This is a genomic window from bacterium, assembly GCA_035370465.1.
Classification (GTDB): domain Bacteria; phylum Ratteibacteria; class UBA8468; order B48-G9; family JAFGKM01; genus JAGGVW01.
The window spans coordinates 1-25,675 of the sequence record DAOOVW010000013.1 but is presented as its reverse complement, the minus strand read 5'-3'; the positions used below and the strand labels follow the sequence as shown (position 1 = coordinate 25,675).

The 25,675-nt window shown below is 29.4% G+C and carries 25 protein-coding genes and 1 tRNA gene; 7 read left to right on the top strand and 19 right to left on the bottom strand.

Annotated features, from left to right (window positions below; translation table 11 throughout):
* The first annotated feature begins 48 nt into the window (after positions 1-48).
* Both PLW95_03120 and PLW95_03115 read left to right on the top strand, forming a co-directional pair.
* Entirely contained in the window at positions 49-1,353 is a 1,305-nt protein-coding gene (locus PLW95_03120) for a phenylacetate--CoA ligase (GenBank protein ID HOV21656.1), read from the top strand.
* A 9-nt stretch (positions 1,354-1,362) separates the two neighbouring features.
* Positions 1,363-1,791: an ACT domain-containing protein gene (locus tag PLW95_03115; GenBank protein HOV21655.1), complete on the top strand. Its 429-nt coding sequence runs from the start codon at positions 1,363-1,365 to the stop codon at positions 1,789-1,791.
* A 36-nt stretch (positions 1,792-1,827) separates the two neighbouring features.
* Here PLW95_03115 and ispD read toward each other — a convergent pair whose 3' ends face one another.
* The 19 genes from ispD to PLW95_03020 all read right to left on the bottom strand — a co-directional run bounded on the left by ispD (position 1,828) and on the right by PLW95_03020 (position 21,295).
* The gene (gene ispD, locus PLW95_03110; GenBank protein HOV21654.1) at positions 1,828-2,502 is read right to left on the bottom strand and encodes a 2-C-methyl-D-erythritol 4-phosphate cytidylyltransferase; all 675 of its coding nucleotides are present in this window, start codon (positions 2,500-2,502) and stop codon (positions 1,828-1,830) included.
* Positions 2,502-3,473, bottom strand: coding sequence for a PIN domain-containing protein (locus PLW95_03105; protein ID HOV21653.1), 972 nt, complete (start codon positions 3,471-3,473; stop codon positions 2,502-2,504). Before PLW95_03105 ends, ispD begins: the two co-directional genes overlap by 1 nt.
* Positions 3,474-3,846: 373 nt before the next feature.
* Positions 3,847-3,919, bottom strand: a tRNA-Val gene (locus PLW95_03100).
* Positions 3,920-3,948: 29 nt separating this feature from the next.
* Positions 3,949-4,128, bottom strand: coding sequence for a hypothetical protein (locus PLW95_03095; GenBank protein ID HOV21652.1), 180 nt, complete (start codon positions 4,126-4,128; stop codon positions 3,949-3,951).
* 101 nt (positions 4,129-4,229) lie between these two features.
* The gene (locus PLW95_03090; protein HOV21651.1) at positions 4,230-4,613 is read right to left on the bottom strand and encodes a hypothetical protein; all 384 of its coding nucleotides are present in this window, start codon (positions 4,611-4,613) and stop codon (positions 4,230-4,232) included.
* A 365-nt stretch (positions 4,614-4,978) separates the two neighbouring features.
* On the bottom strand, positions 4,979-5,983 hold the full coding sequence (gene mtnA, locus PLW95_03085; protein HOV21650.1) for an S-methyl-5-thioribose-1-phosphate isomerase: 1,005 nt from the start codon (positions 5,981-5,983) through the stop codon (positions 4,979-4,981).
* A 185-nt stretch (positions 5,984-6,168) separates the two neighbouring features.
* On the bottom strand, positions 6,169-9,591 hold the full coding sequence (locus PLW95_03080) for a DNA polymerase III subunit alpha (GenBank protein ID HOV21649.1): 3,423 nt from the start codon (positions 9,589-9,591) through the stop codon (positions 6,169-6,171).
* A gap of 563 nt (positions 9,592-10,154) precedes the next feature.
* Complete coding sequence (locus PLW95_03075) at positions 10,155-11,312, bottom strand: GuaB3 family IMP dehydrogenase-related protein (GenBank protein ID HOV21648.1); 1,158 nt, start codon at positions 11,310-11,312, stop codon at positions 10,155-10,157.
* Positions 11,313-11,369: 57 nt separating this feature from the next.
* Positions 11,370-11,549 carry a hypothetical protein gene (locus PLW95_03070; GenBank protein HOV21647.1) on the bottom strand — a complete coding sequence of 60 codons (180 nt, stop codon included), beginning with the start codon at positions 11,547-11,549 and terminating at the stop codon, positions 11,370-11,372.
* A gap of 91 nt (positions 11,550-11,640) precedes the next feature.
* A complete protein-coding gene (gene rsmA / locus PLW95_03065) occupies positions 11,641-12,501 on the bottom strand; it encodes a 16S rRNA (adenine(1518)-N(6)/adenine(1519)-N(6))-dimethyltransferase RsmA (protein HOV21646.1) in 861 nt (286 codons plus the stop codon).
* Positions 12,502-13,476 (bottom strand): 4-hydroxythreonine-4-phosphate dehydrogenase PdxA, encoded by a 975-nt coding sequence (pdxA, locus tag PLW95_03060; GenBank protein HOV21645.1) that lies wholly within the window; start codon positions 13,474-13,476, stop codon positions 12,502-12,504.
* Positions 13,473-14,264 carry a SurA N-terminal domain-containing protein gene (locus PLW95_03055; protein ID HOV21644.1) on the bottom strand — a complete coding sequence of 264 codons (792 nt, stop codon included), beginning with the start codon at positions 14,262-14,264 and terminating at the stop codon, positions 13,473-13,475. Before PLW95_03055 ends, pdxA begins: the two co-directional genes overlap by 4 nt.
* The gene (locus tag PLW95_03050) at positions 14,261-15,184 is read right to left on the bottom strand and encodes a peptidyl-prolyl cis-trans isomerase (protein HOV21643.1); all 924 of its coding nucleotides are present in this window, start codon (positions 15,182-15,184) and stop codon (positions 14,261-14,263) included. Before PLW95_03050 ends, PLW95_03055 begins: the two co-directional genes overlap by 4 nt.
* Positions 15,184-17,457: a hypothetical protein gene (locus tag PLW95_03045; protein HOV21642.1), complete on the bottom strand. Its 2,274-nt coding sequence runs from the start codon at positions 17,455-17,457 to the stop codon at positions 15,184-15,186. The genes PLW95_03050 and PLW95_03045 overlap by 1 nt, the downstream gene beginning before the upstream one ends.
* On the bottom strand, positions 17,450-18,079 hold the full coding sequence (locus PLW95_03040; protein HOV21641.1) for a prepilin-type N-terminal cleavage/methylation domain-containing protein: 630 nt from the start codon (positions 18,077-18,079) through the stop codon (positions 17,450-17,452). Before PLW95_03040 ends, PLW95_03045 begins: the two co-directional genes overlap by 8 nt.
* Positions 18,039-18,401, bottom strand: a complete 363-nt coding sequence (locus PLW95_03035) for a hypothetical protein (protein ID HOV21640.1) — start codon at positions 18,399-18,401, stop codon at positions 18,039-18,041. The genes PLW95_03040 and PLW95_03035 overlap by 41 nt, the downstream gene beginning before the upstream one ends.
* The gene (locus PLW95_03030; protein ID HOV21639.1) at positions 18,398-18,823 is read right to left on the bottom strand and encodes a prepilin-type N-terminal cleavage/methylation domain-containing protein; all 426 of its coding nucleotides are present in this window, start codon (positions 18,821-18,823) and stop codon (positions 18,398-18,400) included. The genes PLW95_03035 and PLW95_03030 overlap by 4 nt, the downstream gene beginning before the upstream one ends.
* Before the next feature lie 31 nt (positions 18,824-18,854).
* Positions 18,855-20,051: a peptidoglycan DD-metalloendopeptidase family protein gene (locus tag PLW95_03025; GenBank protein HOV21638.1), complete on the bottom strand. Its 1,197-nt coding sequence runs from the start codon at positions 20,049-20,051 to the stop codon at positions 18,855-18,857.
* Positions 20,052-20,149: 98 nt separating this feature from the next.
* Positions 20,150-21,295 carry a Gfo/Idh/MocA family oxidoreductase gene (locus PLW95_03020; protein ID HOV21637.1) on the bottom strand — a complete coding sequence of 382 codons (1,146 nt, stop codon included), beginning with the start codon at positions 21,293-21,295 and terminating at the stop codon, positions 20,150-20,152.
* Positions 21,296-21,364: 69 nt separating this feature from the next.
* Between PLW95_03020 and PLW95_03015 the strand changes: the two genes are divergently transcribed.
* From PLW95_03015 to PLW95_02995, 5 genes are all read left to right on the top strand, one after another.
* The gene (locus PLW95_03015) at positions 21,365-21,598 is read left to right on the top strand and encodes a hypothetical protein (GenBank protein ID HOV21636.1); all 234 of its coding nucleotides are present in this window, start codon (positions 21,365-21,367) and stop codon (positions 21,596-21,598) included.
* Between the two features lie 85 nt (positions 21,599-21,683).
* Entirely contained in the window at positions 21,684-22,115 is a 432-nt protein-coding gene (rplM, locus tag PLW95_03010) for a 50S ribosomal protein L13 (protein ID HOV21635.1), read from the top strand.
* Between the two features lie 12 nt (positions 22,116-22,127).
* Entirely contained in the window at positions 22,128-23,360 is a 1,233-nt protein-coding gene (locus PLW95_03005) for a homocitrate synthase (GenBank protein HOV21634.1), read from the top strand.
* A 9-nt stretch (positions 23,361-23,369) separates the two neighbouring features.
* Entirely contained in the window at positions 23,370-24,380 is a 1,011-nt protein-coding gene (locus tag PLW95_03000; protein ID HOV21633.1) for an alpha/beta hydrolase family protein, read from the top strand.
* A 3-nt stretch (positions 24,381-24,383) separates the two neighbouring features.
* Positions 24,384-25,637, top strand: a complete 1,254-nt coding sequence (locus tag PLW95_02995) for a 3-isopropylmalate dehydratase large subunit (GenBank protein HOV21632.1) — start codon at positions 24,384-24,386, stop codon at positions 25,635-25,637.
* Positions 25,638-25,675 lie beyond the last annotated feature (38 nt).

Sequence of the window (25,675 nt, the reverse complement as noted above, 5' to 3'; positions counted from 1 at the left end):
GAAAACTTTAAAAATATATTACAAATAATTTAATCCAATGGAGGGCATATGGCTTATTTTAATAAGGGAATAGAAACTATTTCTGAAAGTAAATTAAAACAAATTCAGTTAGATCGTCTTAAAAAAATTTTAGATTATGTCAATAAAAAAGTACCTTTTTATAATAACCTTTTTGAAAAAAACAAAATTAATATTCATAAATTATCTTCTCTTGATGATCTAAAAAATATACCATTTACAGTAAAAAAAGACCTGAGAGAAAATTATCCTTTTGGACTTTTTGCTGTTGACCTTTCAGAGGTTTATGAAATTCATGCTTCTTCTGGAACAACAGGAAAATTGACAGTTGTTGGTTATACAAAAAATGATATAAAATTATGGAGTGAAGTTATGGCAAGAAGTTTAGTATGTGCAGGAGTTGGGAAGGAAGATATTATTCAGAATGCTTTTGGTTATGGACTTTTTACAGGAGGGCTTGGCATTCATTATGGAGCATTAAAAATTGGAGCCAGTGTAATTCCAACATCTGCAGGAGGGACTAAAAGACAATTGATGATTATGCAAGATTTTAAAAGTACTGTTTTAACAGGAACTCCTTCATATGCTTTATATATGGCAGAAGAAGCAAAATCAATTGGAATTGAGACATCAAAAATACCAATTAGAATTGGTGTTTTCGGTGCTGAACCGTGGTCTGAAAGAATGAGAAAAGAGATTGAAAAAATATGGGGTATAACTGCACTGGACATTTATGGATTATCGGAAATAATTGGACCTGGTATTGCACAGGAATGTGAGGGAAAATGTGGACTTCATATCTGGTCTGATTATTTTCTTCCAGAAATAATAGATATTAACACAGAAAATACCCTTGAAGAGGGAAAAGAAGGAGAACTTGTAATAACAACTCTGACAAAAGAAGCATTACCTTTAATAAGGTATAGAACTGGTGATATTGTTTCCATAAATTATCAGAAATGTAGTGCCTGTGGAAGAACTTTCCCAAGAATAAGTAAGATTAAAGGAAGAATAGACGATATGTTAATAATAAAAGGAGTAAATGTTTTCCCATCACAGGTAGAAACAGTCCTTTTAAATATTCCAGAAGTTGCTCCACATTATCAGTTAGTTGTTACAAGAGAAAAATATTTAGATAAATTACAAATAAATGTTGAAATTACAGAAGAGACGTTTTCTGATGAAGTAAAAAAACTTGAAGAACTTGAAAAAAAAGTAAAAAAAGAAATTGAAAGTGTAATTGGCATTGATGTTGAAGTAAATCTTGTTGAACCAAAATCAATTGAGAGAAGTACAGGCAAAGCAAGCAGAATTATTGACCTGAGAAAAATATAGGGGGGAAAAATGATAACTCAATTATCAATATTTCTTGAAAATAGATTGGGAAGGTTGTTTGAAGTTGTCTCTTTACTTGGAGAGAATAATATTAATATTAGAGCTCTTTCTCTGGCTGATAAAGCAAATTATGGGATTTTAAGAATTATTGTTAATAAGAGGCAACAGGCAAACATAATATTGAAAGGAAATAATATCTCAGTAAAAGAGACAAAAGTTATTGCTGCAAAAGTTAAGGACGAACCAGGTGGACTATCTCATATTCTGAAAATTTTTGTTGATAATGGAATAAATGTAGAATATATGTATGCTTTTGTTGAAAAATCAGAAGAAAGAGCAATTGTAGTTTTTAGAGTTGAAAATCCTGAAAATGGAGAAAAAATATTGGAAAAAAACAACATCAAAGTATTAAATGAAGATGAAATTGAAAAATTTTAAAAAGGGAAATTCAAATCAAAATTACTATCTCTAAATTTATTTTAAAACTCCATTTAAAATTGATTCTACTATACCTATATCTTCTTCATAGGTAATTTTTAAATTTGTCCTTTCTCCCTCAATACAATATACAGGTAATCCTATTCTTTCTACCAACATTGAATCATCAGTCCCAATAAAATTTTCCTTCTTTGCTTTTTCATATGCCTGTTTTATTATGCCTGCTTTAAATCCCTGTGGGGTCTGAACAAGAAAAACCTCATTTCTATCAAGTGTTTTTTCTATTTTTTTATTTTTTATTTTTTTTAATGTATCTACACATTTAATAACAGGAACACATGCCCCATATTTTTCAGTGCCAGTTAAAACTCTTTTTATTAAATTTTTTGATAATAAAGGTCTGGCAACATCATGTATTAAAACAATTTCTTCATCCTCTTTTATTCTTTCAATCCCATTCCAAACAGATGCCTGCCTATTTTCTCCACCAGGGACTATTTCCATATTTATATCAGGATATTTTAATTTTAACTTATCTTTCCACATTTCCAGATGGCTTTTTGGAAGAACAATTATTAAAGAAGAAAAGGACTGAAATTTTTCTATTGAATAAAAAAGAAGTGGTTTACCTGAAATTTCCAAAAATGCCTTTGGGATATTCTTTCCTGTTCTTTCCCCTTTTCCCCCTGCAACTATTATAGCAATTGACATTATGTTTTTAATTTTGCAAAAATTATTCTTCCAGAAGATGTCTGGATTGCACTATCTATAATAATATCTGCCACTTTTCCAACATATTTAGATGCTTTTTCAACTACTATCATTGTTCCATCTTCAAGATACCCAATTCCCTGGTCTGCTTCTTTCCCTTCTTTTATAATCTTTAATGAAATTCTTTCACCACTTGCAAGTCGTGGTTTAAGAATATCAGCAAGAGTATTAAAATTCAGAATTTTTATATTCTGGACAGAGGCAAGTTTTGATAGATTAAAATCATTTGTTAAAACAGCAGCCCTTAAATCAGCGGCAAGTTTAACAAGTTTGGCATCCACAGAAGGTATATCAGGATAATCAGTATCATAAATTTTTACATCCAAGGACGCATCTTTTCTCATTTTATTAATTGTTTCAAGTCCCCTTCTTCCTCTTTGCCTTTTCATATCACTTGAACAATCTGATAGTTCATGTAATTCTTTTAAAACAAATTGCGGGATAACGAGAGTATAATCTATAAAACCACTTTTTGCCAGTTCATATACTCTTCCATCTATTAATATACTTGTATCAACAACAGCAACTTTCTCATCTCCCTTAACAGAGTGCAAAAAGGGAAAAACAAACCCTAATTCTTCAACTCCTTTTATTCCTAACATAATTCCTAAATATGAAAATATAAAATAAAGAATAAATCTCAGATAATTCTCTGTTTGCGGATTCTCTATTGGAATAAGTAGAAAAAATCTTGTGAGAAGAATTGCAGTTATAAGTCCTACAATTAAACCACCTACTGCAAGTAATAACTTTTTAAATGAAATCCTTTCAAGAAGTATTTCAATAAAAATAATAAGACCTCCTCCAAGTAGACCAATAATAATTCCAATAACCTTCCTTGAAGGGAAAAAGCAATAAGACAATAAAATACTTAAAATCAAAAAAATAACTCTTATTATATTTGCTCCCATTTTTTATTTCCTCCATTTCTCAAGATGTTGTTAAAAATTATCTTTATTGTATTATCACACATTTTTTTTATTTTGTAAAGACATATGGATTGATTGTTAAATAATTATCAATTTCACTTTTTTTATAAAAATGGTAAAGTAAAATTAAAAAAGAATTTCAAGAATGATAGCAGAAAGTACATAAAAATGGAAAAAGAATTAATCTGGTGTTATTTAATTCATTTAGGATAGTTTTCTTCAAACAGCATGGAGACCAACAGTTATAAGTTCGTATAACCACCCTTGAGAAGCAATTAAATAGGTAGGAAAGTCCATAAAAAATTTTTAATTATACAGAAGGAGAACAGACCTCCATAGGAAGTCGGTCCTCCAATGGGCGGTACAGGATTTGAACCTGTGACCTTCCGGATGTGAACCGGACGCTCTAACCACTGAGCTAACCGCCCTTTCCTTTTCTCCTAAAATATTTTTTTTATCAAATTAACATTAAAAATTTTAAAGGAATTTTTACAATTGATTTGTTAACTAATTCTAATTTATCGCTCCCAAAGACTAATCCATAAGAACTTTTCACCTTTTTCATTGTTTTTTCAACCTGTCTGGTTTCCTCTTTATTAAAACCAACTTCAATTACAATATTACTTCTATTCTTCAAATTTAAAACAAAATCTGCACCACTTTTTGCTATATCATAATATAAATTTTGAGCAACCGTTTTCTTTAAATCATTTTCAAAAATTAATGCAAAATAATCTTCTATTTTTTTCCTTCCAGTCCAGAAGTAAAACTGCCATTTAGAATAGCATTCCTAAGAGAGGGTGTAATAAAAAGATATTTTGGTGTTTTTCTGGTGGTTCCATAAGTTTGTCCATAACATTTAACTCTTATAAGAACTCCTGCCATTACTAAAACATCCAATAAAGAAGATAATGTTCTTATATTATCAATTCGTAAGGTATGAAGTAATTTTTCATAACTAATTACATCGGAATTCGCAAGTAAATAAAGCAAGTTATTTATTTTACTGATTGTTTCTGACTTAAACTTTTTGAGAGTTATTATATCCTTGGTAATTATTCCATCAATTACATTTCTTATTCTTTCCGATATTTCAACATTATTTTGTATTATATTACACATTAAACAGATATTCAAATTGTATTATAACACAAACTAAATGAAAATTAAAATGTTTAAGATTTACACTCATTGTGCTCAACATTTAACATCTATTAAAAATAGTATTTAACAATTCAATCCTGCGATAACGATTTCTTTTATTGAATTAAAAGTTTCATAGAGCATAGTTACCTCTTATAAAACTCCTTATTTAATTTTTTGTCGTTTTCACTCACTCCATACTCTTCATCATCAATTTCACTATAGTTAATGTAGAGAAATTCTTATTAAACCTTTATTTGTTATTTTATCACTTTTTAAAGATTTCTTTAAAAGGGGCGATGTCTTTTTATATCTTTCAGAATGCTTTCTGGAACTATTGAGTATTATTTGTTAAAAGGGGGGTGTATTATACCTTTTTCGGTTATAAATCCATCAACAAATTCACCCGGAGTTATATCAAAAGAGGGATTATAAACAGGACAATTTTTTGGAGCAATATAAATATTTTTTATTTTTCTTATTTCATCAGGGTCTCTTTCTTCAATTGGTATGTCTTTGCCTGTTTTTAAGGAAAAATCAAATGTAGAAAAGGGAGCAGCAATATAAAATTTCACTTTATGATGTTTTGCCAGAACTGAAAGATTATATGTGCCAATCTTGTTTGCAGTATCTCCATTTAAGGTTATTCTATCTGCACCAACAATTACTATGTCAATTTTTCCCTGTTTCATTAAAAAAGCAGCCATATTATCACAAATTAAGGTGTATGGGATTTTTGACTTTTCCAGTTCCCATGTAGTTAATCTTGCTCCTTGAAACACAGGTCTTGTTTCATCAACAAATACATGGAATTTTTTGCCTCTTTCTTTTGATACAAAAAGAGGCGAAAGAGCAGTTCCATATCCACTTGTTGCAAGTCCCCCTGCATTACAATGTGTAAGGATATTCATACCATTTTTTATTAAGGAAGAACCATAATTTCCTATTTTATAGCAACACTCAATATCTTCCTCGTATATTTGTTTTGCTTCGTCAACAATATCCTTTTTTATCTCATCAATTGTTTTGTTTTCATCTAAAACTTTTTCTATTCTTTCAAGAGCATAAAATAAGTTATAAGCAGTTGGTCTTGATGTTTTTAGATATTCAATATCTTTTTTTATTTTTTTAATGAATTTGTCTTTTGTTTTTTCTTTACATTTTAAAGAAGACAGGGCAATTCCAAAGCCAGCAAAACATCCTATTGCAGGAGCGCCTCTTATTTTCAGTTTGTTTATGCTTTCCCAGACATCTTTTATATTTTTTATCTCAATTATTTCTTCTTTTAAAGGTAGTTTTCTCTGGTCAATTATATAAAGATGCTCTTCTTTCCAGATAATTGGTTCAATAGGTGGTTTCATTTAAGTCCCCTAAACATTTAATAAGTCCCATTTTTGTTTTAGGCACAAAGGTCTGATATTGAAAAAAATCCCCCCTTCAAATCCCCCTTAAAATCCCTCTTAATCTCCCTTTTATAAAGGGAGAAAAATATACTCCTCCCTTTTGTAAAGGAAGAGGGGGATGGGTTTCCCTTTTATCTACCAAAGTTAATTTTGAAATCAGGAAATGAATTTTTTAAATTAAGTAAAATATCTGGTTCTGGATTTATTCCATATCCATTTGCTTTTATTTTAACTTTTCTATTATCTTCTTTATATAATGTCAGAATAACAGAACAACTTCCTTTATTGTTTTGTATAAATTCCTTTAATTCTTTAATTTTCTTATCTTCAACTGGCAGACATATATGAATTTCAATTGTGCCTGTGAACTTTTCTTTTGCTTCTGCTAAATCAATAACTTCGTTTGCAATAAATTTGATATCATCTTCTCTTTTTTGAACCTTCCCTTTTATAAATACAATATTATTAGTTCTTATAACTGATGAGTATTTTTTAAATGTTTCAGGATAAAAAATAACTTCTATTTTCCCATCAATTCCTTCAAGTTCACCAGATGCCATCCTCTCCCCTTTTTTTGTTATATTTCTCTTTAATTCTTGCAAAATTCCTGCAATGACAACCTCCCCATTATTAACTTTTGGAAGGTCAGAAATAGGAATAGATGAATATACTTTTAATAAAGGCAGATATTTTTCAACTGGATGGCCTGTTAGATAAACACCTAACATATCTTTTTCATAAGACAATCGCTTTAATTCAGACCATTCAGGCAAAGAAGAAATAAGTTTTTTATTCGTATAATTTATTGTCACAGGAGTAGAAAATATTTCAATTTCTCCTTTCTCCTGTGACTTTTGCACTCTTGTTCCATACTCAATTGCATCATCTATCATTGCAAAAAGATGGGACCTTGGTATTTCTAAATAATCAAATGCTCCACCTTTTATTAAACTTTCTATCACTTTTCTATTGACTACCCTTAAATTTACTCTTTCACAGAAATCAAATAATGATTTAAAATCACCTTCTTTTCTGCTTTCAATTATTGATTTAATAGCACCAGAACCAACATTTTTTACAGCAGAAAGTCCAAAAATTATATCATTACCAAAAATTTTAAACTCACCATCGCTTTCACATATATCAGGTGGTAAAACCCATATATCATATCTCTCACATTCTTTTATATATTCCTCTATTTTATCACTATTGCCAATTTCACTATTAAGTAAAGATGTAATGAATTCCAAAGGAAAATTACTTTTCAAATACGCTGTTTGATATGCAATAAAAGAATAGCAGGCACTATGAGACCTGTTAAAACCATATCCAGCAAATTTTGATATTTGAGCAAATATCTTCTCCGCTATTTCTTCTTTTACTCCATTTTTTTTTGCTCCTAAAATGAATTTTTCTCTAAATTTCTCCATTTCAGAAGATATTTTTTTGCCCATTGCTTTTCTTAAATGGTCTGCTTCTCCCATTGTAAAATTTGCTAATTTATTTGCTATCTGCATAACCTGTTCTTGATAAAGAATAACTCCATAAGTTGGTTTCAAAATTGTCTCAAGAAGTGGATGGTCATATTTTATTTTTGACGAGTCCTTTTTCCTTTCAATATATTCCTTTACCATTCCACTTTTCATCGGACCGGGTCTATACAGAGCAAGCACTGCGATAATATCCTCAAAATTTTCTACATTCATGTCCCTTAATAAACTTTGCATACCTTTACTTTCAAGTTGAAATACTCCTGCTGTTTCACCATTGGATAGTAATTTATATGTTTTTTTATCATCAAGAGGAAAGGAAGTTATCTCAATACCTTTTCTTTTTTTGACAAGTTCTATTGTATCCTCAATTACTGATAATGTTTTAAGTCCAAGTATATCAACCTTCAAAAGTCCTATTTTCTCAATCCAATCCATTTCATACTGTGTTGCTACTTCACCTTTTGGCCCAATAAAAAGAGGAGAATAGTTATATACCTCATTTTCAGTTATTACAAGCCCCGCTGCATGAATTGAGGAATGTCTTGCTAATCCTTCTAATTTAAGACATATTTCAAAAAGATTTTTTACATTTTCATCTGATTCTATCGCTCTTTTTACTTCTGGATTTAAAACAACCTCTTCTTTAAGAAGAGTACCAGGAGAAGAATTTATAAGTTTTGCAATTCGGTCAACTTCATTATAAGGCATGCCTAATGCTCTTCCAACATCTCTGACGACTGCTCTTGCAGCCATTGTCCCATAAGTTCCTATTTGAGAAACATTGTTTTCTCCATACTTTTCTCTTATATACTTAATTATTTCTTCCCTTCTTCTATCACAAAAATCAATATCAATATCTGGCATACTTATTCTTTCAGGGTTCAGGAATCTTTCAAATATAAGGTTATATTCTAAAGGATTTATATCTGTAATACCTAAAAGATATGAAATTAAACTTCCAGCAGCAGACCCTCTACCTGGACCAACACTTATTCCATTTTTTTTGGCGTAATTAACAATATCACTTATTATAAGAAAATAACTTGAAAATCCCATTTTTTTTATTACATCTAATTCATATTTTGCCCTTTCCACTATCTCATTTTTTTCTGAAAAATTAACATTTTTGAGATTAAATTTTTCTTCAAGTCCATTTTTTACCATTTCTTTAATATATATATCGGGTGTTTTGTTTTCAGGTGGATAAAATCTTGGTAAGTTATACTTATTAAAATCAATTTCAACATTACATTTTTCACTTATTTCTAATGTATTTTCAAGTACCTCTGGTATATCTTTAAATGACCTCTCCATTTCTTCTGATGTCTTGAAATAAAATTCATCTGTCTTGAATTTTAATCTTTTTGTATCTTCAATATGTGTTTTTGTCTGAATACATAATAAAACATCATGTGAAAAAGAGTCCTCTCTTTTTAAATAATGACAATCATTTGTTGCAACTACCTTTATCCCTGATTTTTTTGCAAGTTGTAAAATATCAGAATTTACTTTTTTTTGTTCAGGTAGATTATTATCCATTATTTCTAAATAAAAATTCTCTTTCCCGAATATTTCAATATACTCATTAACAACTTCTTCTGCTTTTTCAATTTCATCTTTCAAAAGAAAATATGGTATTTCCCCTTGAAGACAACCACTCATTGCAATAATCCCTTTTGAGTATTTTGATAAAATTTCTTTATCTATTCTTGGTTTATAATAAAATCCTTTGAGATAAGAAAAAGTAGAAAGAGCCATTAAATTTTTATAGCCATTATTATCAGAAGCAAGAAGTGTTAAATGATAGTTATTCCTTTCTCTTTTGGTTTTATCAGTCATACTTTCAGGGGCAATATACATCTCACAACCAATAATTGGTTTTATCCCATTATCCAGAGCAACTTTATAAAATTTAACAACTCCTGCCATACTTCCATGGTCTGTTATTGCAAGAGAAGTCATTTTATTCTTTTTTGCTAATGGAATAACTTCTTCTATTTTGCACATACCATCTAATAAACTATATTCTGAATGAAGATGAAGATGAACAAATTTACTCATTTTAAAATATTTACTAACCTCCGTTTTATTTTAGGTAAAAAGTTCAGAAAAATTTACTTTAAAATCCTCCTTTACAAAAGTGAGAAACATTAATCCCCCTCATCCCTACCTTCTCCCCTCCGCCACACCGCACGGCGGACAGAGACTGGGGAGAAGGATGAAATCCCCCTTCATCCCTCCGCCAAAATGTTCGCCACAAAACATTACGAATCCGACGCGCTTTTTGGCGGACGCGTCGGACAGGCTTTAATAAAAGGGGGAAGTATCTCTCCTTCCTTTTTCAAAGGAAGGAAGGGATGGATTTCCTGTAATTTTCTAAAATCCCCCTCTATCCCCCTTTGGTTAAAGGGGGAAGCATTTTTAGGGAAAGTATTTGGGATAACGCACCAACTCTGCCTTGCTAACCCCTGCTTCCTTAGTCGGTTTACCAAAAAGGGAAGTATCTCTCCTACTCTTTTTAATGCTTGCCCATTTATCTTTGTAAAGGGGATGGATTTTGCTTTTTGTTTTTCCCTTCTGTACCTTTGTGTCTCTTAACCAATTTATTTATTTAATATTTGTGATTATTTTCTTGCTTCTTTTCTTGCTGCCTGATAAATTTTACCTTCTGTTTTCATAGATGGAGCAATTGCTATATCTGTCATTTGCATTTCATTGATATTTTTTGCTCCTACTGATGCCATTGAAAGTTTTAATGCACCCATTAAATTTTGAGAACCGTCATCAACTTTTGCAGGTCCAAAAAGAATTTCTTTTAAAGTCCCGGATGTCCCAATTTTTACTCTTGTGCCTCTTGGTAAATTTCCATCAGATGTTGCCATTCCCCAGTGATACCCTTTCCCAGGTGATTCGACCGATTTTACAAAAGCAGACCCAATCATAACTGCATCTGCCCCAACTCCAAATGCTTTACAGATATCACCACTTGTAACCATTCCTCCATCAGTTATAACAGAGACATATTTTCCTGTCTTTTTAAAGTATTTATCTCTTGCAGCAGCACAATCAGAAGTTGCGGTTACCTGTGGAACGCCTATACCTAAAACCTCTCTTGTAGTACAGGCAGCCCCAGGCCCAATCCCTACAAGAAGTCCATCTGCTCCTGTTTCCATAAGTTGATAAGCAACATCAAAAGTTACACAATTACCTATAATAATTGGAACTTTTGCTCCTTTACAGAATTTATAAAGGTCAAGTGGTTTATATGAAGAAGAAATATGTTTTGCAGTTGTAACAGTTGATTGCACAACAAAAATATCCACTCCACTCTCAATTGCAATACCAATATATTTTTCTGCAAGTTGAGGAATTGAACTAACTGCACAGACAACATTTCCCTTTTTTATTTGCTCTATTCTTTCTCCTATAAGATTTTCTTTTATTGGTTCTTTATAAATATTTTGGATAATTTTTGTTGATTCTTCATAAGGACTTGAAATTATTTTCTCAATTATTTCATAAGGGTCTTCATATCTTGTATAAATACCAACAAGATTTAAAACAGCAATTCCACCAAGTTTCCCAAATTCAACTGCGAATTTAGGGTCAACCACTCCATCCATTGCTGCTGCAAGCACAGGTATTTTTAATTCAACATTTCCAATTTTTGTTGAAATATCAACTTCTTCTGGATTTAAAGTAACATCTCCTGGAACAAGAGAAACATCATCAAATCCATAACAAACACGTGCTTTCCTATTTATTCCTATCCACATTGCCATTTTTCCTCTCCTTTTTTAATTAATTGTTTTCTCCACACCAGGTCTGCCAGAAAAATATCAAATTTTTTCATTCTTCATATAGTAAAACAAGTCTGATACTAACCACCCCTTTTTATTTTCTCCCTTATTATAAGGAGGTGATGTCACACCTACATCTACAATTTCATCTGGCATATTTTTTAAAATACTTAAAGTATCACCACAAATTATTCTATTTAAATATGTTTTATCACCCATTTGTTCTACTCTCTAAAAATTCACTTCATCCTCCCTTTACAAATGGAGATGAAGAGAATTTTGCCTTTTGTCTCTTTCTACTTACTGCTTTCTACTTCTCAGGAAACACAGTTGCTTGTATATTTACCATTTGATAGAGTTGATATATCTTTTCTGGTTCTAACTCCTCTACTCTGCTATTTTCTGAAATACCAATTTTATTTATTATTTTTATAATATCTTCTTTTGATAATTTAAAAATTTTATTTATTACATTGACTAATTTTTTCCTTCTATTATTAAAAATTAATGGTAAAAATTCCCAGAATTTTTTTTCAACTTCAATTTTTGGCTGTTCCAAAGGAATAATTTTTACTGCAACTGACTGTACTTCTGGTTTTGGGAAGAAAACATCTTTTTTTAAAGAATAACATATTTTGCTATCTGTGTAAAGGGAAAGAAGAATTGATATAGGACCATAATTTTTATTTCCTGGATGAGCAACAAACTTTTCTCCAACTTCTTTTTGGACTGTAAGAAGAGATAGAGATATTTTTTTTAAGAATTTGAGAATATGAAAAACAATAGGAGAACTTAAATAGTAAGGAGTATTTCCAATTACTTTTACTCTTTCAAAATTCCTCCAGAAATTTTCATCTGTCTGTAAAAAATCTGTCTCTATAAGATTGAAGTTTTTATAATGACCAAATCTCTTATTTAAAATTTTACAAAGGTGGTTATCTATTTCAAAACCATATACACATTTTGACTTTTCAATTAGATATTCTGTAAGTGCCCCAAGTCCAGGACCAATTTCAAATATAACATCTTCTTTTGAAATTTCTGCAAATGAAAGAAGTTTATCTCTTGCATTTCTATCAACTAAAAAATGTTGTCCTAAATATTTTTTTATATCTAAATTCTCACTAACTAAAAGTTCTCTTAATTTTTTCTTCGTAAGAAATTTATCCATTTACTTCAATAGTTCAACTGCGAGTTTATAACTTTCAATAAAACTTGATGGATTTCCCTTATTTTTATATGCAATATCAAAAGCAGTTCCATGTCCAGGGCTGGTCCTTATCATTGGTATTCCAGATGTAAAGTTAACCAATTTTTCAAAATAAAATGTTTTAAGTGGAATTAATGCCTGGTCATGATACATTGAAATAATAAGAGAAATTTCTCCTTCTATATTTTTTCTAAATATTGCATCTGGAACTATAGGACCAATACAATTTATTCCTTGTTTTCTTAATTTTTTAATTGCTGGTTTTATAATTCTTATTTCCTCATCTCCCATAAGTCCTTCTTCTCCTGCATGAGGGTTTAACCCAGAAACACCAATAACAGGATTTTCAACTTTTATTTTTTCAAGAAATTCAATCCCATTTTTTACTTTTTCAACTATAAGTTGAACACTTAATTTCCCAATTGCCTCTTTAAGAGAAATATGAGTTGTGGCAAGAACTGTCATTATTTTATCAGCAACCATAATCATTGCTGTTTTTCTGGCATTAAATTTTTCAGATAATAATTCAGTATGCCCTGGATATTTAATTCCTGCTTTTTCCCATGCTTTTTTTGAAATTGGCAAAGTTACAAGTGCATCAATTTGGTTTTTCTTCCATAGGTCAATTGCAAATTCAATATATTTAAAAGAGGCACTTCCACATATTTTTGAGTTTTTTCCAATCGGATAATTTTTTTCTTTTATATAATTAACAGGAAATATATTTATACAATTTTTATCTATCTGGTTTTTGTTTTTTATTTCTTTTATAGATATTTTTTGACTTAAAGAAGTGGCATTTCTTTCAAGAACAATTCTATCACCAATTAAAACAGGAAATGAATTTTTTATTTTTTTTATTTCATTATAACCTTTAAGAAAAATCTCTCCTCCAATTCCTGCTGGGTCTCCAAGTGTTATTCCTGTTATTTTCATTCTATTATTCGGACAAGCATTTCATTTTTTAATTTAGAAACAAGTTGCTTATACATTGTATTAAATTTTTCATTAAAAATTTTTCTTCTTGCTGTAATATATAAGTCCTTTAAATTTTCTACTTTTTCTTTTTTTACATCTGAAAGATATACAACAATAAATTTATTACCAACCTCAAATGGAGAAGAAAATTCACCTTTACCAATTTTTTTTAAATTTGTAAGTATTTCAGATAAAATTTCATCCTCTTTTAAATATCCACTTTCTTCCATTTTTGTAATATCGGGTGAAAGACAAAATTCTTCCGCTGCTTTTTTTGTCTCAAACCACTTAAATTTAAAATTGTATTTTGTTATCTCTAAATGATTGTTTATAAAATTTGCTATTTCTGACGGTGGAATTTCTATTTTGCTTATTATTTCTTTATCAATATATTTTCTTGATATTATTTGTTCTTTTATTATATTTTTCAGTTGTGAGATTGTTAATCCGTTTTTTTTAAGATTTTCCATAAAACTTTTCTCATCTGGAAAAGATTGTCTTATTTTTTGAAATTCTTTTCCAATTTCTTCATCACTTACCTTGATATCTTCTTTTTTGCTTTTTTCAACAATAAGTTTTCTCTGAATTACTTTTTCAAGTGCTTCATCATAAGAAAGTTTATCATAAGAAATAATTTGGTAGACCTCACTTTCAAAAACAGGAGAATTTTCAACAAATGCAACTATTTTATCAGCAGAAAACAAAAATGGTACAAAAAAAGCAAAAATAAATATAATCTTTTTCATTTTATTCTTGTCTTTATTTCCTCTATCTTACCAGGAAAAATTTGTATTTTGCTATTCTCTCTTAAATTTTTAACAAATTTCTCTACTTCTTTTTTCTTTCTCTGGGTCTTTATCATATTTATAATTGATTGCCTTGCCTCTTCCAATGTTAAAACTCTCCTCTCAGTCCTGCCAGCGAGTTTTATAATATGATATCCCATGTCTGTTTTAAAGATATTTGCTAGAATTTGCCCTGGACTTATCTTTGTTACAAGAGATGCAATTTCATGGTCTAATTTTTCTACATCAATCCAACCTAAATTACCTCCATTTTTTGCTGAATTACTTATTGACTCTCTTTCTGCTATATCTTCAAATGACTCTCCAATGGATAATCTTGATAAAATTTCAACTGCTTTATCTTTACTATCTGTAACAATTTCATATAGATTAACTTTTTCAGGAATAACAAAATCACTTATATTTTTGTTGTAATAGTCCTGTATTTCTTCTTCACTTACTTTTATTTTTTCTGTTAACTCTTTTTCTACATAAATGTTTGTGAGTAAGTCAATATAGTAATTTTTCATTTTCTCTTCAATTTCTTTTTTATATTTTCTCTCATTTTGTTTTGCTTTTTGAAAGAGGAGAATCTGATTTATGTATTCCTCAACAAAAAATTTTGGTTCAATTTTTAAATATTCCTGATAAAATACTGGAGATGTTTCTGCTTTTGTCAGTATATCATCAAAAGTAATTCTATATCCATTTACAACTGCCACTGTTTCATCTTTTATTTTTTTAAAGTGGAGAAAAAGAAGTGCAAATAAAACAAGAAGAATACATAAAAAGAATAAAATAATTTTTTTCTCATGTTTCTTAGAAAAATTTTTTAATTTTACAATTGTAAATTTTCCGCTTTCAATTTTCAATTTACCCATTAAATTTCCTTTCTATGGATTATTTTCTTTTTTCTCCTATCATACCACGCATTTATTTTTTTTGTTGCAATTATTTCTTCATCTTCTATTTTACCATTATTATTTTTATCTTGCACTTTTTCTCCAATAGAAGTAATTTTAAATATGTTGCTTCTTACTGTTATGAGACCTACAATTTTTGAAAACACCATTTCTTTTTCCTTTTCAGTATCAATATAAATATCTCTATCATTATCAATCCCATCAAATCCATATTTTGTAATGTCCCTGGATAAAAGAACTTTTTCAAAATTCATTCCGGAAGGAGAACCAAGTATTTCTGTTATATCTGTATAGGGTCTACCCGCACAAATAATTTTTGCAGTTATCTTACTAACCAATGGCAGACATTTTAAAGTATCTTCACTACTTGTATTTATATTTATTTTCCCGTAGACCTTTTCTTCTTTTCTAACTTTTATATTATCAATAATTTTTCTGTCCGATATATTTTTCCATAAATTTATTGTTTTCCATTGTGCGTTTTTGTGTATAAGTGAAATTTCTCCAACTGAAGAAAATTTATTATTTTTTATTGCAAAAGAAGAACCCCAGTTTAAAATCCAATTAACACTATTAAATTCTTCACCTACAAATGGCATAAAAACAGAATTAAAGGTATTTGGAGTAGAAATTGAAGGAAACCAATTACCACTTCCGCTCATTCTTGGGTCATTTTTCTGAACAGTTGTCCATGGTGTATCAAGCGGATAGTCCGTTTTTTCAATTAAATTTCCACCTTTGTCATATAAACTTACTGTGAAATCAAGTCCTAATTTTGAAAGAAAGGGAATAGAAGATAAAATTTTTGAAATAGCACCAAAAGAACCAGGATTTATAGCAATAATTGGTTCATATTGTGAACAATCAGATGGGTCATGTGTAGGTAAAAATAAAATAATTGGAACAAAGTCAGGAGGGACCATTATTATTACAATTGTTATAAGGTCTCCTATTGTATAAAAAGAGTGTGGCTCAATTTTTACTCCTTCTCTTATTTTTATTGTAGTTGGAACAAGATTCCCAAGAAAATCTGGTTGTACTATTTCTGTTTCCCCATTTTCAACTTCATCCAAAACTTGCTCGGAAGTAGAAAAAATACCATTCCATAAATTTGAAAAAAGGGTTAAAACACCTTTTACTTCCCAACCGCCAATATCAATTTCTCTGTCATAAGGATTAAAAATTTCAACAAATTGTCCACCTTTTTCAGTAAGAATAATTGCCCCTGATTCAAGTGTTTTATTTTCCCATTCTTTCACTGCATCTATTTCATTCAAGTAAGGAGTATCTTCAATTCCTATAAATAGTGAATTGCCTAATTTTTTTATTGTAGGTATAGAATCATTATCTCTGTAATCAATAATATTTAAGGAAATTTGGCAGGCCTCTTTTTCAGAATATCCAAGTGATTGAAAAAAAGAAAAAAGTGTATTGAAATCAGCAGTATTTATATTTATCCTTTCTTCATCATTTTTGTTTCTTTCAAGGTCATAAGAAAACACTGTAATATAATTTTTAAATCTATTGAATACATCCTGTCCAATTCCATCAACTAATTTGATATCTGAAATATCAAAAAATGGTCTATCATCCCCATAAGGTTTTTCAAAATTAAATTCTTCTGGTTCATCAATTCCTTCTCCATACTCATCAATAATTCCATCAGCATCATTATCAATTCCATCTGTTTCATAACTATTCTGGTTTTTATTATCATCAAAATTTCTTGTTCCAGGGAAAAAGTCATTCCCATATTTAAAATGCAATATATTTATCATATTCTTTTCCCCTATTATTTCCCGAAAAAGAGATATTTCATGACAACCATAACCTTCGTTATAATTTAAAGATAAATTTCCAGAAGAATTTATATTTACCTTTCCACTTTCATCTTCAACTAAAACAGCATATCTACCAATAATTTCTCCTTTTTTATTTTTTATATAGAACCATTTTGAATCAAATTTCCCATCTTCATTCAGGTCAACTTCTTTTCCCTGAAAATTTACTCTCCATTTATCATTTAAACAATCATATTTTTTATCATCATTATTAATTTCCCATATACCTTCTTCTATGCCATTTTTTGCAAAAGTATATGCCTGTCTTGATGAAAAAAATTTAAAACTTGTTTTTTCCCAGAACTGAAAAATAAAAAGCATTGTTGCAGTAAAAATAAAAAGAAGAAATAAAATAAAAATCGTAAAAATTATACTTACTCCTCTATTCATAACCCACCTTTATTATTCTTTCAAAATTTTTATTTAATTTTTTTCCTTCAACTTTCATTCCTGATTCAATTTCCATAATAATCTTAACAAATGGAGGTAATTGGGGCTCTTCTGTGTTTTCTGTATCCCAGTTTGAAACATAATTTGTTCCATCAAAATATAAAATTTCGAAATTTCTAATATTTTCTGCAAGAATTTGTGCCCCCGGAAAACCTTTCTTAAAACTAAAATCACTTTCTTCATCAATTTTTTCAATAGACATTTTTAAGTTATTATCCTGGAAATATATCCCGACTTTCAAAAAATCACTCTCTTTACTTTCTTCTGTGGTAGATATAAATTTGACCCATTGTTTCTGACCTTTAAAGTTCATTCTTAATTTTCCATTTAAATTGTTTATTTTGGCATTTTTAAGATATTTTTCAATTGTCTGAAATGTTTCTGTTGCTGTTTTATAAATTTCTTTTTCATATGTATTTTTTCTAAATTTTCTTACACTTTCTTTAAAAATAAACATAGAAGAAAAAATAATGATTGTAAGAATTACAATTGAAACTAAAACCTCAATTAAGGTAAACCCTTTATTCTCTTCTGAATGAATATGTAAAATATCTTTTTTCAATTTTTCCCTTTCTTTTCCATGAAATTTCAATATCCGCATTATATAAATTTTTTCTTTCTTCTGAAAAATCAATTTTATATTTGTATTGTGGAAATTCAAGAAAACACCCATCAACAGAAGAAGGCAAATCATTATTGGAAGAAGAATAAACTTTATCAATGAGAGTGAAAATCTGAGTAGAAATCATTGAAATAGTTGCATTATCTTTTCCCCTTTCAGAAAGTGAACTAATAACTGGATAGACCTTTAATAGAGTAATTATCCCTATTGAAAGGATGATAAGAGAAACAAGGATATTTATTAAAGTTATTCCTTTTTTCATTTTATTATACATTTCCCTGTAATATTATTAACAACTATCTTTTTTTCATCATTTTTATTTTCAATTCCTAAAATTATATGCCCTGCCATTTCTGTTGTCCCATCAGGTAAAAAAACGACAGGATTTAATCCATCTGTAATTTCTTTGAAATATATATGTTGTGGAAGATGTTGAATTTTATTAACAACTTTTCCATTTTTTATAATATAAAAATTTTTATCTTCAAATTTTACTAAAAATTTTTCTCTTTCACTCTTAGCACAATTTCTTGCATAATCAAGCACTTCAACTATTTCACTTACAGCACTTTCAAGAGATAAATTTTTTTGATAATTGAGAATTACAAATGTTGTTGGAATAAGTAAAATTGAAAAAATGAAAATTACAATAACAATTTCTAAAAAAGAAAAACCTTTTTTCATAGAAAAATTATAACATTGTATAAGGGAAATTTTAAAAAGTAGACATTTTCTCAATATATTGCTCTTTAATTTTTTCAAATTCGGGAATGTATTTTTTATCAATTGGGTAAGAAGGTGGCAATTTTAATTTTAAGAAGTTTATAAATTTATCATTTTTCTTAATTCTATAATCTAAATGATGTCCAGTTGCAAGCCCTGTCATCCCAACAAAACCAATTACTTCTCCCTTTTTTACACTAATACCTTTTTTTATTCCCTTTTTTATTTTTGATAGATGCCCATAGTAGGAAATATATCCATTTGGATGTTTTATTTTGACATTATTTCCATATCCATTATTACTAAATCCAGCAAAAATAATAACTCCCTCACCTATTGAGGAAACAGGCGTCCCAGCAGGAGCAACATAATCAATTCCTAAATGTGGCTGATAAATTTTATGTATTGGATGAAATCTTCTATAAGAAAAATATGATGAAATCCTTCTATAATTTAAAGGTGATTTTAAAAATGCTGTTTCAACACTTTGTCCATTTTCATCGTAATATCCACCTTTTTTATTATCTTGTGGTTCAAAATAAAAAGCATAGTAAGTATTATTATAATTTATATATTCCCCTGCAACAACCTTAATATCTTTTAAAATATTCCCTTTTTTATCTTTATATGATTCCCAGAGAATAACGAACTTATCTCCTTTCTTGCAATCAGTAAAAAAGTCAATTTTTGAGGCAAAAATTTCTGCAAATTGTATTATTATTTCCGAATTCACATTTTGTTTTATCATACTATCATAAAGGGAAGAATTTATTTCTCCTTTTACTCCCAATATCTCTTTTTCTGCTTTTACCTTCCCTGATGAAACAAAAAAATCCTTATTTTTTTCATCATATTGAACAGTATAAAAATCTAATGGTACGCTATAATAAACAAATTTTATAAAATTCCCATTTTCATTATCAAAATAAATTCTATATCTATCACCAATATTTGAACTTCTTGTGTTGAAAACAGTACTTAATTTATTTGCAATAGATAGGGCAACATTAGAAGAAATACCACTTTGTTGTAAAATGTTAATTATACAATCTCCTGTGAAAATTACTCCATCAATAATTCTATATTTTTCTTCCTTTTCCTTTTTTGTTGAATTTCTATATTTTATTAGAAAAAATGGTGAAAGAACAAGAAAAAATAAAAAAATAGCAGATAAAATCTTACCTCTCATTCATTCTCCTTATAAAGCATACATCTGCCCAGAGAAATATTACCTAACTCATTCATATATTGTAGAAAGTGTGCTTTATTATCTACTCCAAGTCCCTTCTACTTTTTAATATTGGGGTCAGTAACTCTCTGTATTTTTACTACTTTTTTTCCCCTTGAAGTTTTTTTCAATGTTTCAATTAAATCATCATATTCTTTTCTATCAACAGGTATATTAACAACTTTATTTTTCTTCCCTGATAAAATACATGCATTCATAAATTCAATTGTATTAAGTCCTTCTTTTCCAGGGGCAATAAGTTTTTCATTATAGAGTATATTTCTAACAAAATTTTTTATTATTACCTTATGTCCTGTTTCAAAATTTGAAGAGGCAATAATTTTTTCCTCTTCTGTTTTTATTGATGCCCACATATCAGGTGCTTTTTCCGTAAATTCCTTTATTGGTGTCTCATAATTGTAAAAAGTAATCTGGTCCCCTCTTATTACAATTTTCCCTTTATCTCCAGAGACCTCTAAATAAAAAGGACCAACTGGTTCACATGTTGAAGTGTAATAATAACCCCATGCACCATTTCTATATTCTAAAAATGCAGATACTTCATCCTCTACTTCAATATCATGTAATTTTGTCCTCGTTTTTGCTTCAACTTTAGATGGCAATCCTGCTAAATAGGTAAAAATATCAATTGTATGAGGTGCTTGATTTATTAAAACCCCTCCACCTTCACCAATCCATGTAGCGCGCCATGTTGCACTATTATAATATGCTTGAGACCTATACCATGGGTCAATACAAACTGCTTTTATAATTTCTCCAATTTTCCCATTAGTAACTATTTCTTTTGCTTTTCTTATCAACCATTCTGCTCTTCTCTGATACATAACAGCAAAAATTTTATTATTCTTCTCCGCTGATTCAATCATTCTATCAGCAGCAGAAACAGTGACTGCAATTGGTTTTTCACTTAAAACATGTAGCCCATTCTCAAAAGCAAAAACAGATATTTCTGGATGAAACCAATGGGGTGTTGCAACAATAACTGCATCACAAAGTCCACTTTTTATCAATTCCCTATAATCAGTAAAACTCTTTACTCCAAATTCTTCTCCTTTTTTCTTTGCAACTTCTTCTTCAACATCTGATACACAAGTTAATTCACCCTCTTCAATTTCTTTTATAATTAAACAGTGAGCAGAGCCCATCCCTCCAACTCCTATTACGCCAATTCTTACTTTATTCATTTTTCCTTCCTCCTTTCAACTCTAAAATTTGATTTTTTTATTTTCTCATATAAAATAATATATGTCAAAATGAAAGAAAATAACAATATTGATTTTAATTCAAATGAGTGGAAGGAGAAACTTAAAGGAAAAAGTCCTGAAGAAATAGCAAAAATTGTTGGTGATTATTACGAAGATAAATACAAAGATATTCCCGAATTTGATAAAAAAAAGATAATTATATGGATTGTTTTTCTTATTATTTTAAGTGTAATTATTATCTTTATTTTTTCATATCTTAAATTATTACTTAATAATATTTAAATTAAATATTTCTAAAACATCCTATATAAAAATTGACGGAAGAACTTTTTTTAAGTATAATTAAACGACTTAATGGAGGGAAAAAATGGAAAAAACATCCGTTGCTAAAAAAGAAAAAATAAAAAGAAATTGGTATGTTGTTGACGCAGAAGGAAAAATACTTGGACGACTTGCAAGTAAAGTCGCCGGAATTCTTATGGGAAAAAATAAACCAATTTATACGCCAAATGTTGATACAGGTGATTTTGTTATTGTGATTAATGCAGACAAAATTAAAGTTACTGGCAAAAAATTGGTTGATAAAATTTATTATAAACATTCCGGATATTTAGGTGGATTAAAAAAAGAAAATTTATTTTCTCTTCTTAATAGAAAGCCAGAATTTGTTATAAAACATGCTGTTTGGGGGATGTTGCCTAAAAATAAACTTGGTAGACAGATGATTAAGAAATTAAAAGTTTATCGTGGAACCAATCATCATCACGAGGCACAAAAGCCAGAAGTTATTGAATTTTAAGGGGGGAAAATTATGAATAAAATTTACATAATTGATGTTACAAATCGTGATGGAGTTCAAACGGCCCGACTTGGTCTTGCAAAACTTGAAAAAACGATGATAAATTATTATCTAAATCAAATGGGAATTTTTCAGAGTGAATTTGGTTTTCCACTTACATCTCATGAAATAAATTATTTAAATGCTAACTTAAAACTTGTAAAAAAGAAATGTCTATATCCTATACGCCTTTCTGGATGGCTCAGAGCAATACCTTCTGATGTTGAAAATGCTTTTAAAAATGTCCCTGATTTACAACACTTAAATATTTCTATATCAACTTCGGATCAAATGATAGTGGGCAAGTTTCAAGGGAAAATGAAGTTTAAAGATGTAATTAAAAATATGGGTGATGCAGTAAAATCCGCAAAAGAAAAAGGAGCAAAAACAATAGGAGTAAATGCAGAAGATGCTTCAAGAACTGACCTTAAAAATTTAATTGAATTTGCTTCTGCTGTAAAAGAAGTTGGGGCAAACAGAATTAGATATTGTGATACACTTGGTTATGATTCTCCATTTTCAATTTATGAAAGAATTTATAAAATTGCTAAAGAAGTGAAAATCCCAATTGAACTACACTGCCATAATGATATTGGTATGGCTGTTGCCTGTTCTGTGGCGGGAGCAAAAGGAGCCATTGATGGTGGAGTTGATGCTTATATAAACACAACAGTAAATGGATTGGGTGAAAGAACTGGAAATGCTGACCTTGTTTCTGTTATTCTTGCTATAAAATATGCCTCAGGGATTGAAGGAAAATATAAATTAGATGAAAAAGTAGATTTAAAGATGGCATGGAAAATATCCCATTATGCTTCTTATGCTTTTAGAGTTCCAATTCCAATAAATCAGGTAGGAGTTGGAGAAAACGCTTTTGCTCATTCTTCTGGTATCCATGTAGATGGTGCACTTAAAGATAGAAGAAATTATGAATTATACAATTTTGAAGAATTAGGAAGAGGAGAACCAGAAATCATTGAAACAGGAAGAATGATAATATTAGGAGAATATAGTGGTATCAAGGGTTTAAGAAATGTTTATGGAAAATTAGAAATAAAATTTAAAGATGAAGAAGAAGCAAGAGAGATATTAGAATTAGCCAGATATGCAAATGTTCATAAACAAAAACCATTAGTTAGTGACGAATTAATATTTATAGCAAAATATCCTGAAGAAGTAAAACAAATTTTGACAATGACTCCATAGGAGAAATATATGCAAAGAAATAGTAATACATTTAATTATTTCATGAAAGTAGTTGATAATATTTCTCCAAAACTTTCCTGGAATGCAAAAACAATTTCAACCCATTATATCTGGAGAAAAAAACTTGAGTCAAAACTTCAAGAATTATTGGGGAAAATGCCAAAAAAAGTTCCTTTAGAAGTTGATTGGGATGAAAAAATTGAAACAAAATCATTTATAAGAAACAAAATTTATATCCGCTCTGAAAAAGATTATTGGATTCCTTCCTATTACTTTTTACCAAAAAAATTAAAAGCAAAAACCCCAGCAATAATTTGTCTTCATGGACATAGGGGAATATTACCTTATATTCGTGAAGGTACTAAAGAACAAAAAGCATTAGGGAAAAGGCATTCTTTAGATTATGCTCCTTTTTTTGCAGAAAATGGGTATATAACAATAGCACCTATTCAAAGAGGATGGAATGAAACAAGGTATGCTGAACCTTCTCAATATGGAGATTGTTATAGAGTAACTATGGATGCCTTTTTAATAGGTATGACACCTATTGGAGTTAGAGTATGGGATTGTATGCGTATTGTTGACTTTTTAAAAACTCAAGATGAGGTTGATAAATTAAAAATTGGAGTTGCAGGCCTCTCAGGAGGAGGAACTACATCTTTATTCTTATCAGCAATGGATGAGAGAATAAAACTTGCAATGATTGCCGGGTATTTTTGTACTTTTAGAGATTCTATTTACCAGATATTTCATTGTATATGTAATTGTGTCCCTCATATTATGGAATGGGCAGAAATGAGCGATATTGCTGCTCTCATTGCTCCAAGACCTTTGTTAATAATAAGTGGCGAAAAAGACCCAATTTTTCCTATTGAAGGGACAAAAAAAGCATATAAAATGTTAGAAAAGGTTTATAAAATGTTTGGAGAAGAAGAAAATTTAGAAAATGATTTTTTTGAAGGTGAACATCAATGGAGTAATAGAAAAACAATACAATTTTTAAAAAAACATTTTATTTAAAAAATGGGAAAAACAATAATTGAAAAAATCATATCAAATCATTCAGGTAAAAATGTTAAAAGCGGAGATATTTCTATTGTAGAATATGACCTCTTAATGTCCCAGGATGGAACAACTCCCCTCGTTATAAATTCTTTTGAACAATTTTCTGAAAAAAAAATCCCTTTCCCTGATAAATGTGTTTTTGTTCTTGACCATAATAGTCCAAGTCCAAGTCAGGGAGTTTCTGCTTTACATAAACTAATGAGGGACTTTGCAAAGGAGTATAATATAAGGATTTTTGAGGTTGGTGAAGGTGTCTGTCATGTATTACTTCCTGAAACCGGACTTGTTAAGTGTGGCTCTCTTGTTTTTGGTGCTGATAGTCATACTCCTACATATGGGGCATTAAATTCTGCTGGAATTGGAGTTGGTTCAACAGACCTTGCAATTGCACTTTATACAGGATATTTATGGTTAAGAGTTCCTGAAACAATAAAAATTGTGTTTAATGGAAATTTACAGGATGGAGTTTTTGCAAAAGATATTGCCCTTTTTATGGTAAGACAATTAACAGCAAGAGGAGCAATTTATAAATCAGTTGAAATTAAAGGAGAGACAATTGAAAATTTATCTATGGATGGGAGATTTACAATATGTAATTTGACAACTGAAATTGGAGCAAAATGTGGAATTATGGAATTTGATGACAAAACAAAGGAATTTTTAAAAGAAAGAAAAATTGAAAATTACAGTCCTGTTTTTCCAGATAATGATGCAAATTATGAAAAAATATATAATTTTGATGTTTCAGAACTTCCCCCTCAAGTTGCAAAACCACATACTGTTGATAATGTTTCAGATATAAATGAGGTTGAAGGAATAGAAATACATCAGGGTTTTATAGGAACATGTACAAATGGAAGAACCAGTGATTTTGAAATTGCTTCAAAAATTCTTAAAGGGAAGAAAGTCAAAAAAGGTGTTAGATTAATATGTACTCCTGGTTCAAGAAAAATTTATTTAGAGTGTTTGAAAAATGGGTATATAGATGCATTACTTGAAGCAGGTGCAATTATTACCAATCCTGGTTGTGGCCCATGTGTGGGAACTCATCAAGGTGTCCCTTCTGATAATGAAAATGTTATTTCAACTGCTAATAGAAATTTTAAAGGAAGAATGGGCAACCAAAATGCATTTATTTACCTATCTTCACCTGCAACAGTTGCTGCAAGTGTAATTGAAGGAAAAATAACAGACCCAAGAAAATATCTATGAAGATAAAGTACAAAAAAGATGATGAAGAATTAAATACC

What these genes read in the sequence shown, in the direction of transcription:
- PLW95_03020 (HOV21637.1), bottom strand. Translation starts at nt 21,295, where the DNA reads ATGAATAAAGTAAGAATTGGCGTAATAGGAGTTGGAGGGATGGGCTCT.
- rsmA (HOV21646.1), bottom strand. Translation starts at nt 12,501, where the DNA reads ATGGATAAATTTCTTACGAAGAAAAAATTAAGAGAACTTTTAGTTAGT.
- PLW95_03115 (HOV21655.1), top strand. Translation starts at nt 1,363, where the DNA reads ATGATAACTCAATTATCAATATTTCTTGAAAATAGATTGGGAAGGTTG.
- PLW95_03070 (HOV21647.1), bottom strand. Translation starts at nt 11,549, where the DNA reads ATGGGTGATAAAACATATTTAAATAGAATAATTTGTGGTGATACTTTA.
- PLW95_03045 (HOV21642.1), bottom strand. Translation starts at nt 17,457, where the DNA reads ATGAATAGAGGAGTAAGTATAATTTTTACGATTTTTATTTTATTTCTT.
- PLW95_03075 (HOV21648.1), bottom strand. Translation starts at nt 11,312, where the DNA reads ATGGCAATGTGGATAGGAATAAATAGGAAAGCACGTGTTTGTTATGGA.
- PLW95_03025 (HOV21638.1), bottom strand. Translation starts at nt 20,051, where the DNA reads ATGAGAGGTAAGATTTTATCTGCTATTTTTTTATTTTTTCTTGTTCTT.
- PLW95_03030 (HOV21639.1), bottom strand. Translation starts at nt 18,823, where the DNA reads ATGAAAAAAGGTTTTTCTTTTTTAGAAATTGTTATTGTAATTTTCATT.
- PLW95_03105 (HOV21653.1), bottom strand. Translation starts at nt 3,473, where the DNA reads ATGGGAGCAAATATAATAAGAGTTATTTTTTTGATTTTAAGTATTTTA.
- PLW95_03120 (HOV21656.1), top strand. Translation starts at nt 49, where the DNA reads ATGGCTTATTTTAATAAGGGAATAGAAACTATTTCTGAAAGTAAATTA.
- pdxA (HOV21645.1), bottom strand. Translation starts at nt 13,476, where the DNA reads ATGAAAATAACAGGAATAACACTTGGAGACCCAGCAGGAATTGGAGGA.
- PLW95_03050 (HOV21643.1), bottom strand. Translation starts at nt 15,184, where the DNA reads ATGGGTAAATTGAAAATTGAAAGCGGAAAATTTACAATTGTAAAATTA.
- PLW95_03035 (HOV21640.1), bottom strand. Translation starts at nt 18,401, where the DNA reads ATGAAAAAAGGAATAACTTTAATAAATATCCTTGTTTCTCTTATCATC.
- PLW95_03090 (HOV21651.1), bottom strand. Translation starts at nt 4,613, where the DNA reads ATGTGTAATATAATACAAAATAATGTTGAAATATCGGAAAGAATAAGA.
- PLW95_03000 (HOV21633.1), top strand. Translation starts at nt 23,370, where the DNA reads ATGCAAAGAAATAGTAATACATTTAATTATTTCATGAAAGTAGTTGAT.
- PLW95_03055 (HOV21644.1), bottom strand. Translation starts at nt 14,264, where the DNA reads ATGAAAAAGATTATATTTATTTTTGCTTTTTTTGTACCATTTTTGTTT.
- ispD (HOV21654.1), bottom strand. Translation starts at nt 2,502, where the DNA reads ATGTCAATTGCTATAATAGTTGCAGGGGGAAAAGGGGAAAGAACAGGA.
- PLW95_02995 (HOV21632.1), top strand. Translation starts at nt 24,384, where the DNA reads ATGGGAAAAACAATAATTGAAAAAATCATATCAAATCATTCAGGTAAA.
- PLW95_03005 (HOV21634.1), top strand. Translation starts at nt 22,128, where the DNA reads ATGAATAAAATTTACATAATTGATGTTACAAATCGTGATGGAGTTCAA.
- rplM (HOV21635.1), top strand. Translation starts at nt 21,684, where the DNA reads ATGGAAAAAACATCCGTTGCTAAAAAAGAAAAAATAAAAAGAAATTGG.
- PLW95_03015 (HOV21636.1), top strand. Translation starts at nt 21,365, where the DNA reads ATGAAAGAAAATAACAATATTGATTTTAATTCAAATGAGTGGAAGGAG.
- PLW95_03080 (HOV21649.1), bottom strand. Translation starts at nt 9,591, where the DNA reads ATGAGTAAATTTGTTCATCTTCATCTTCATTCAGAATATAGTTTATTA.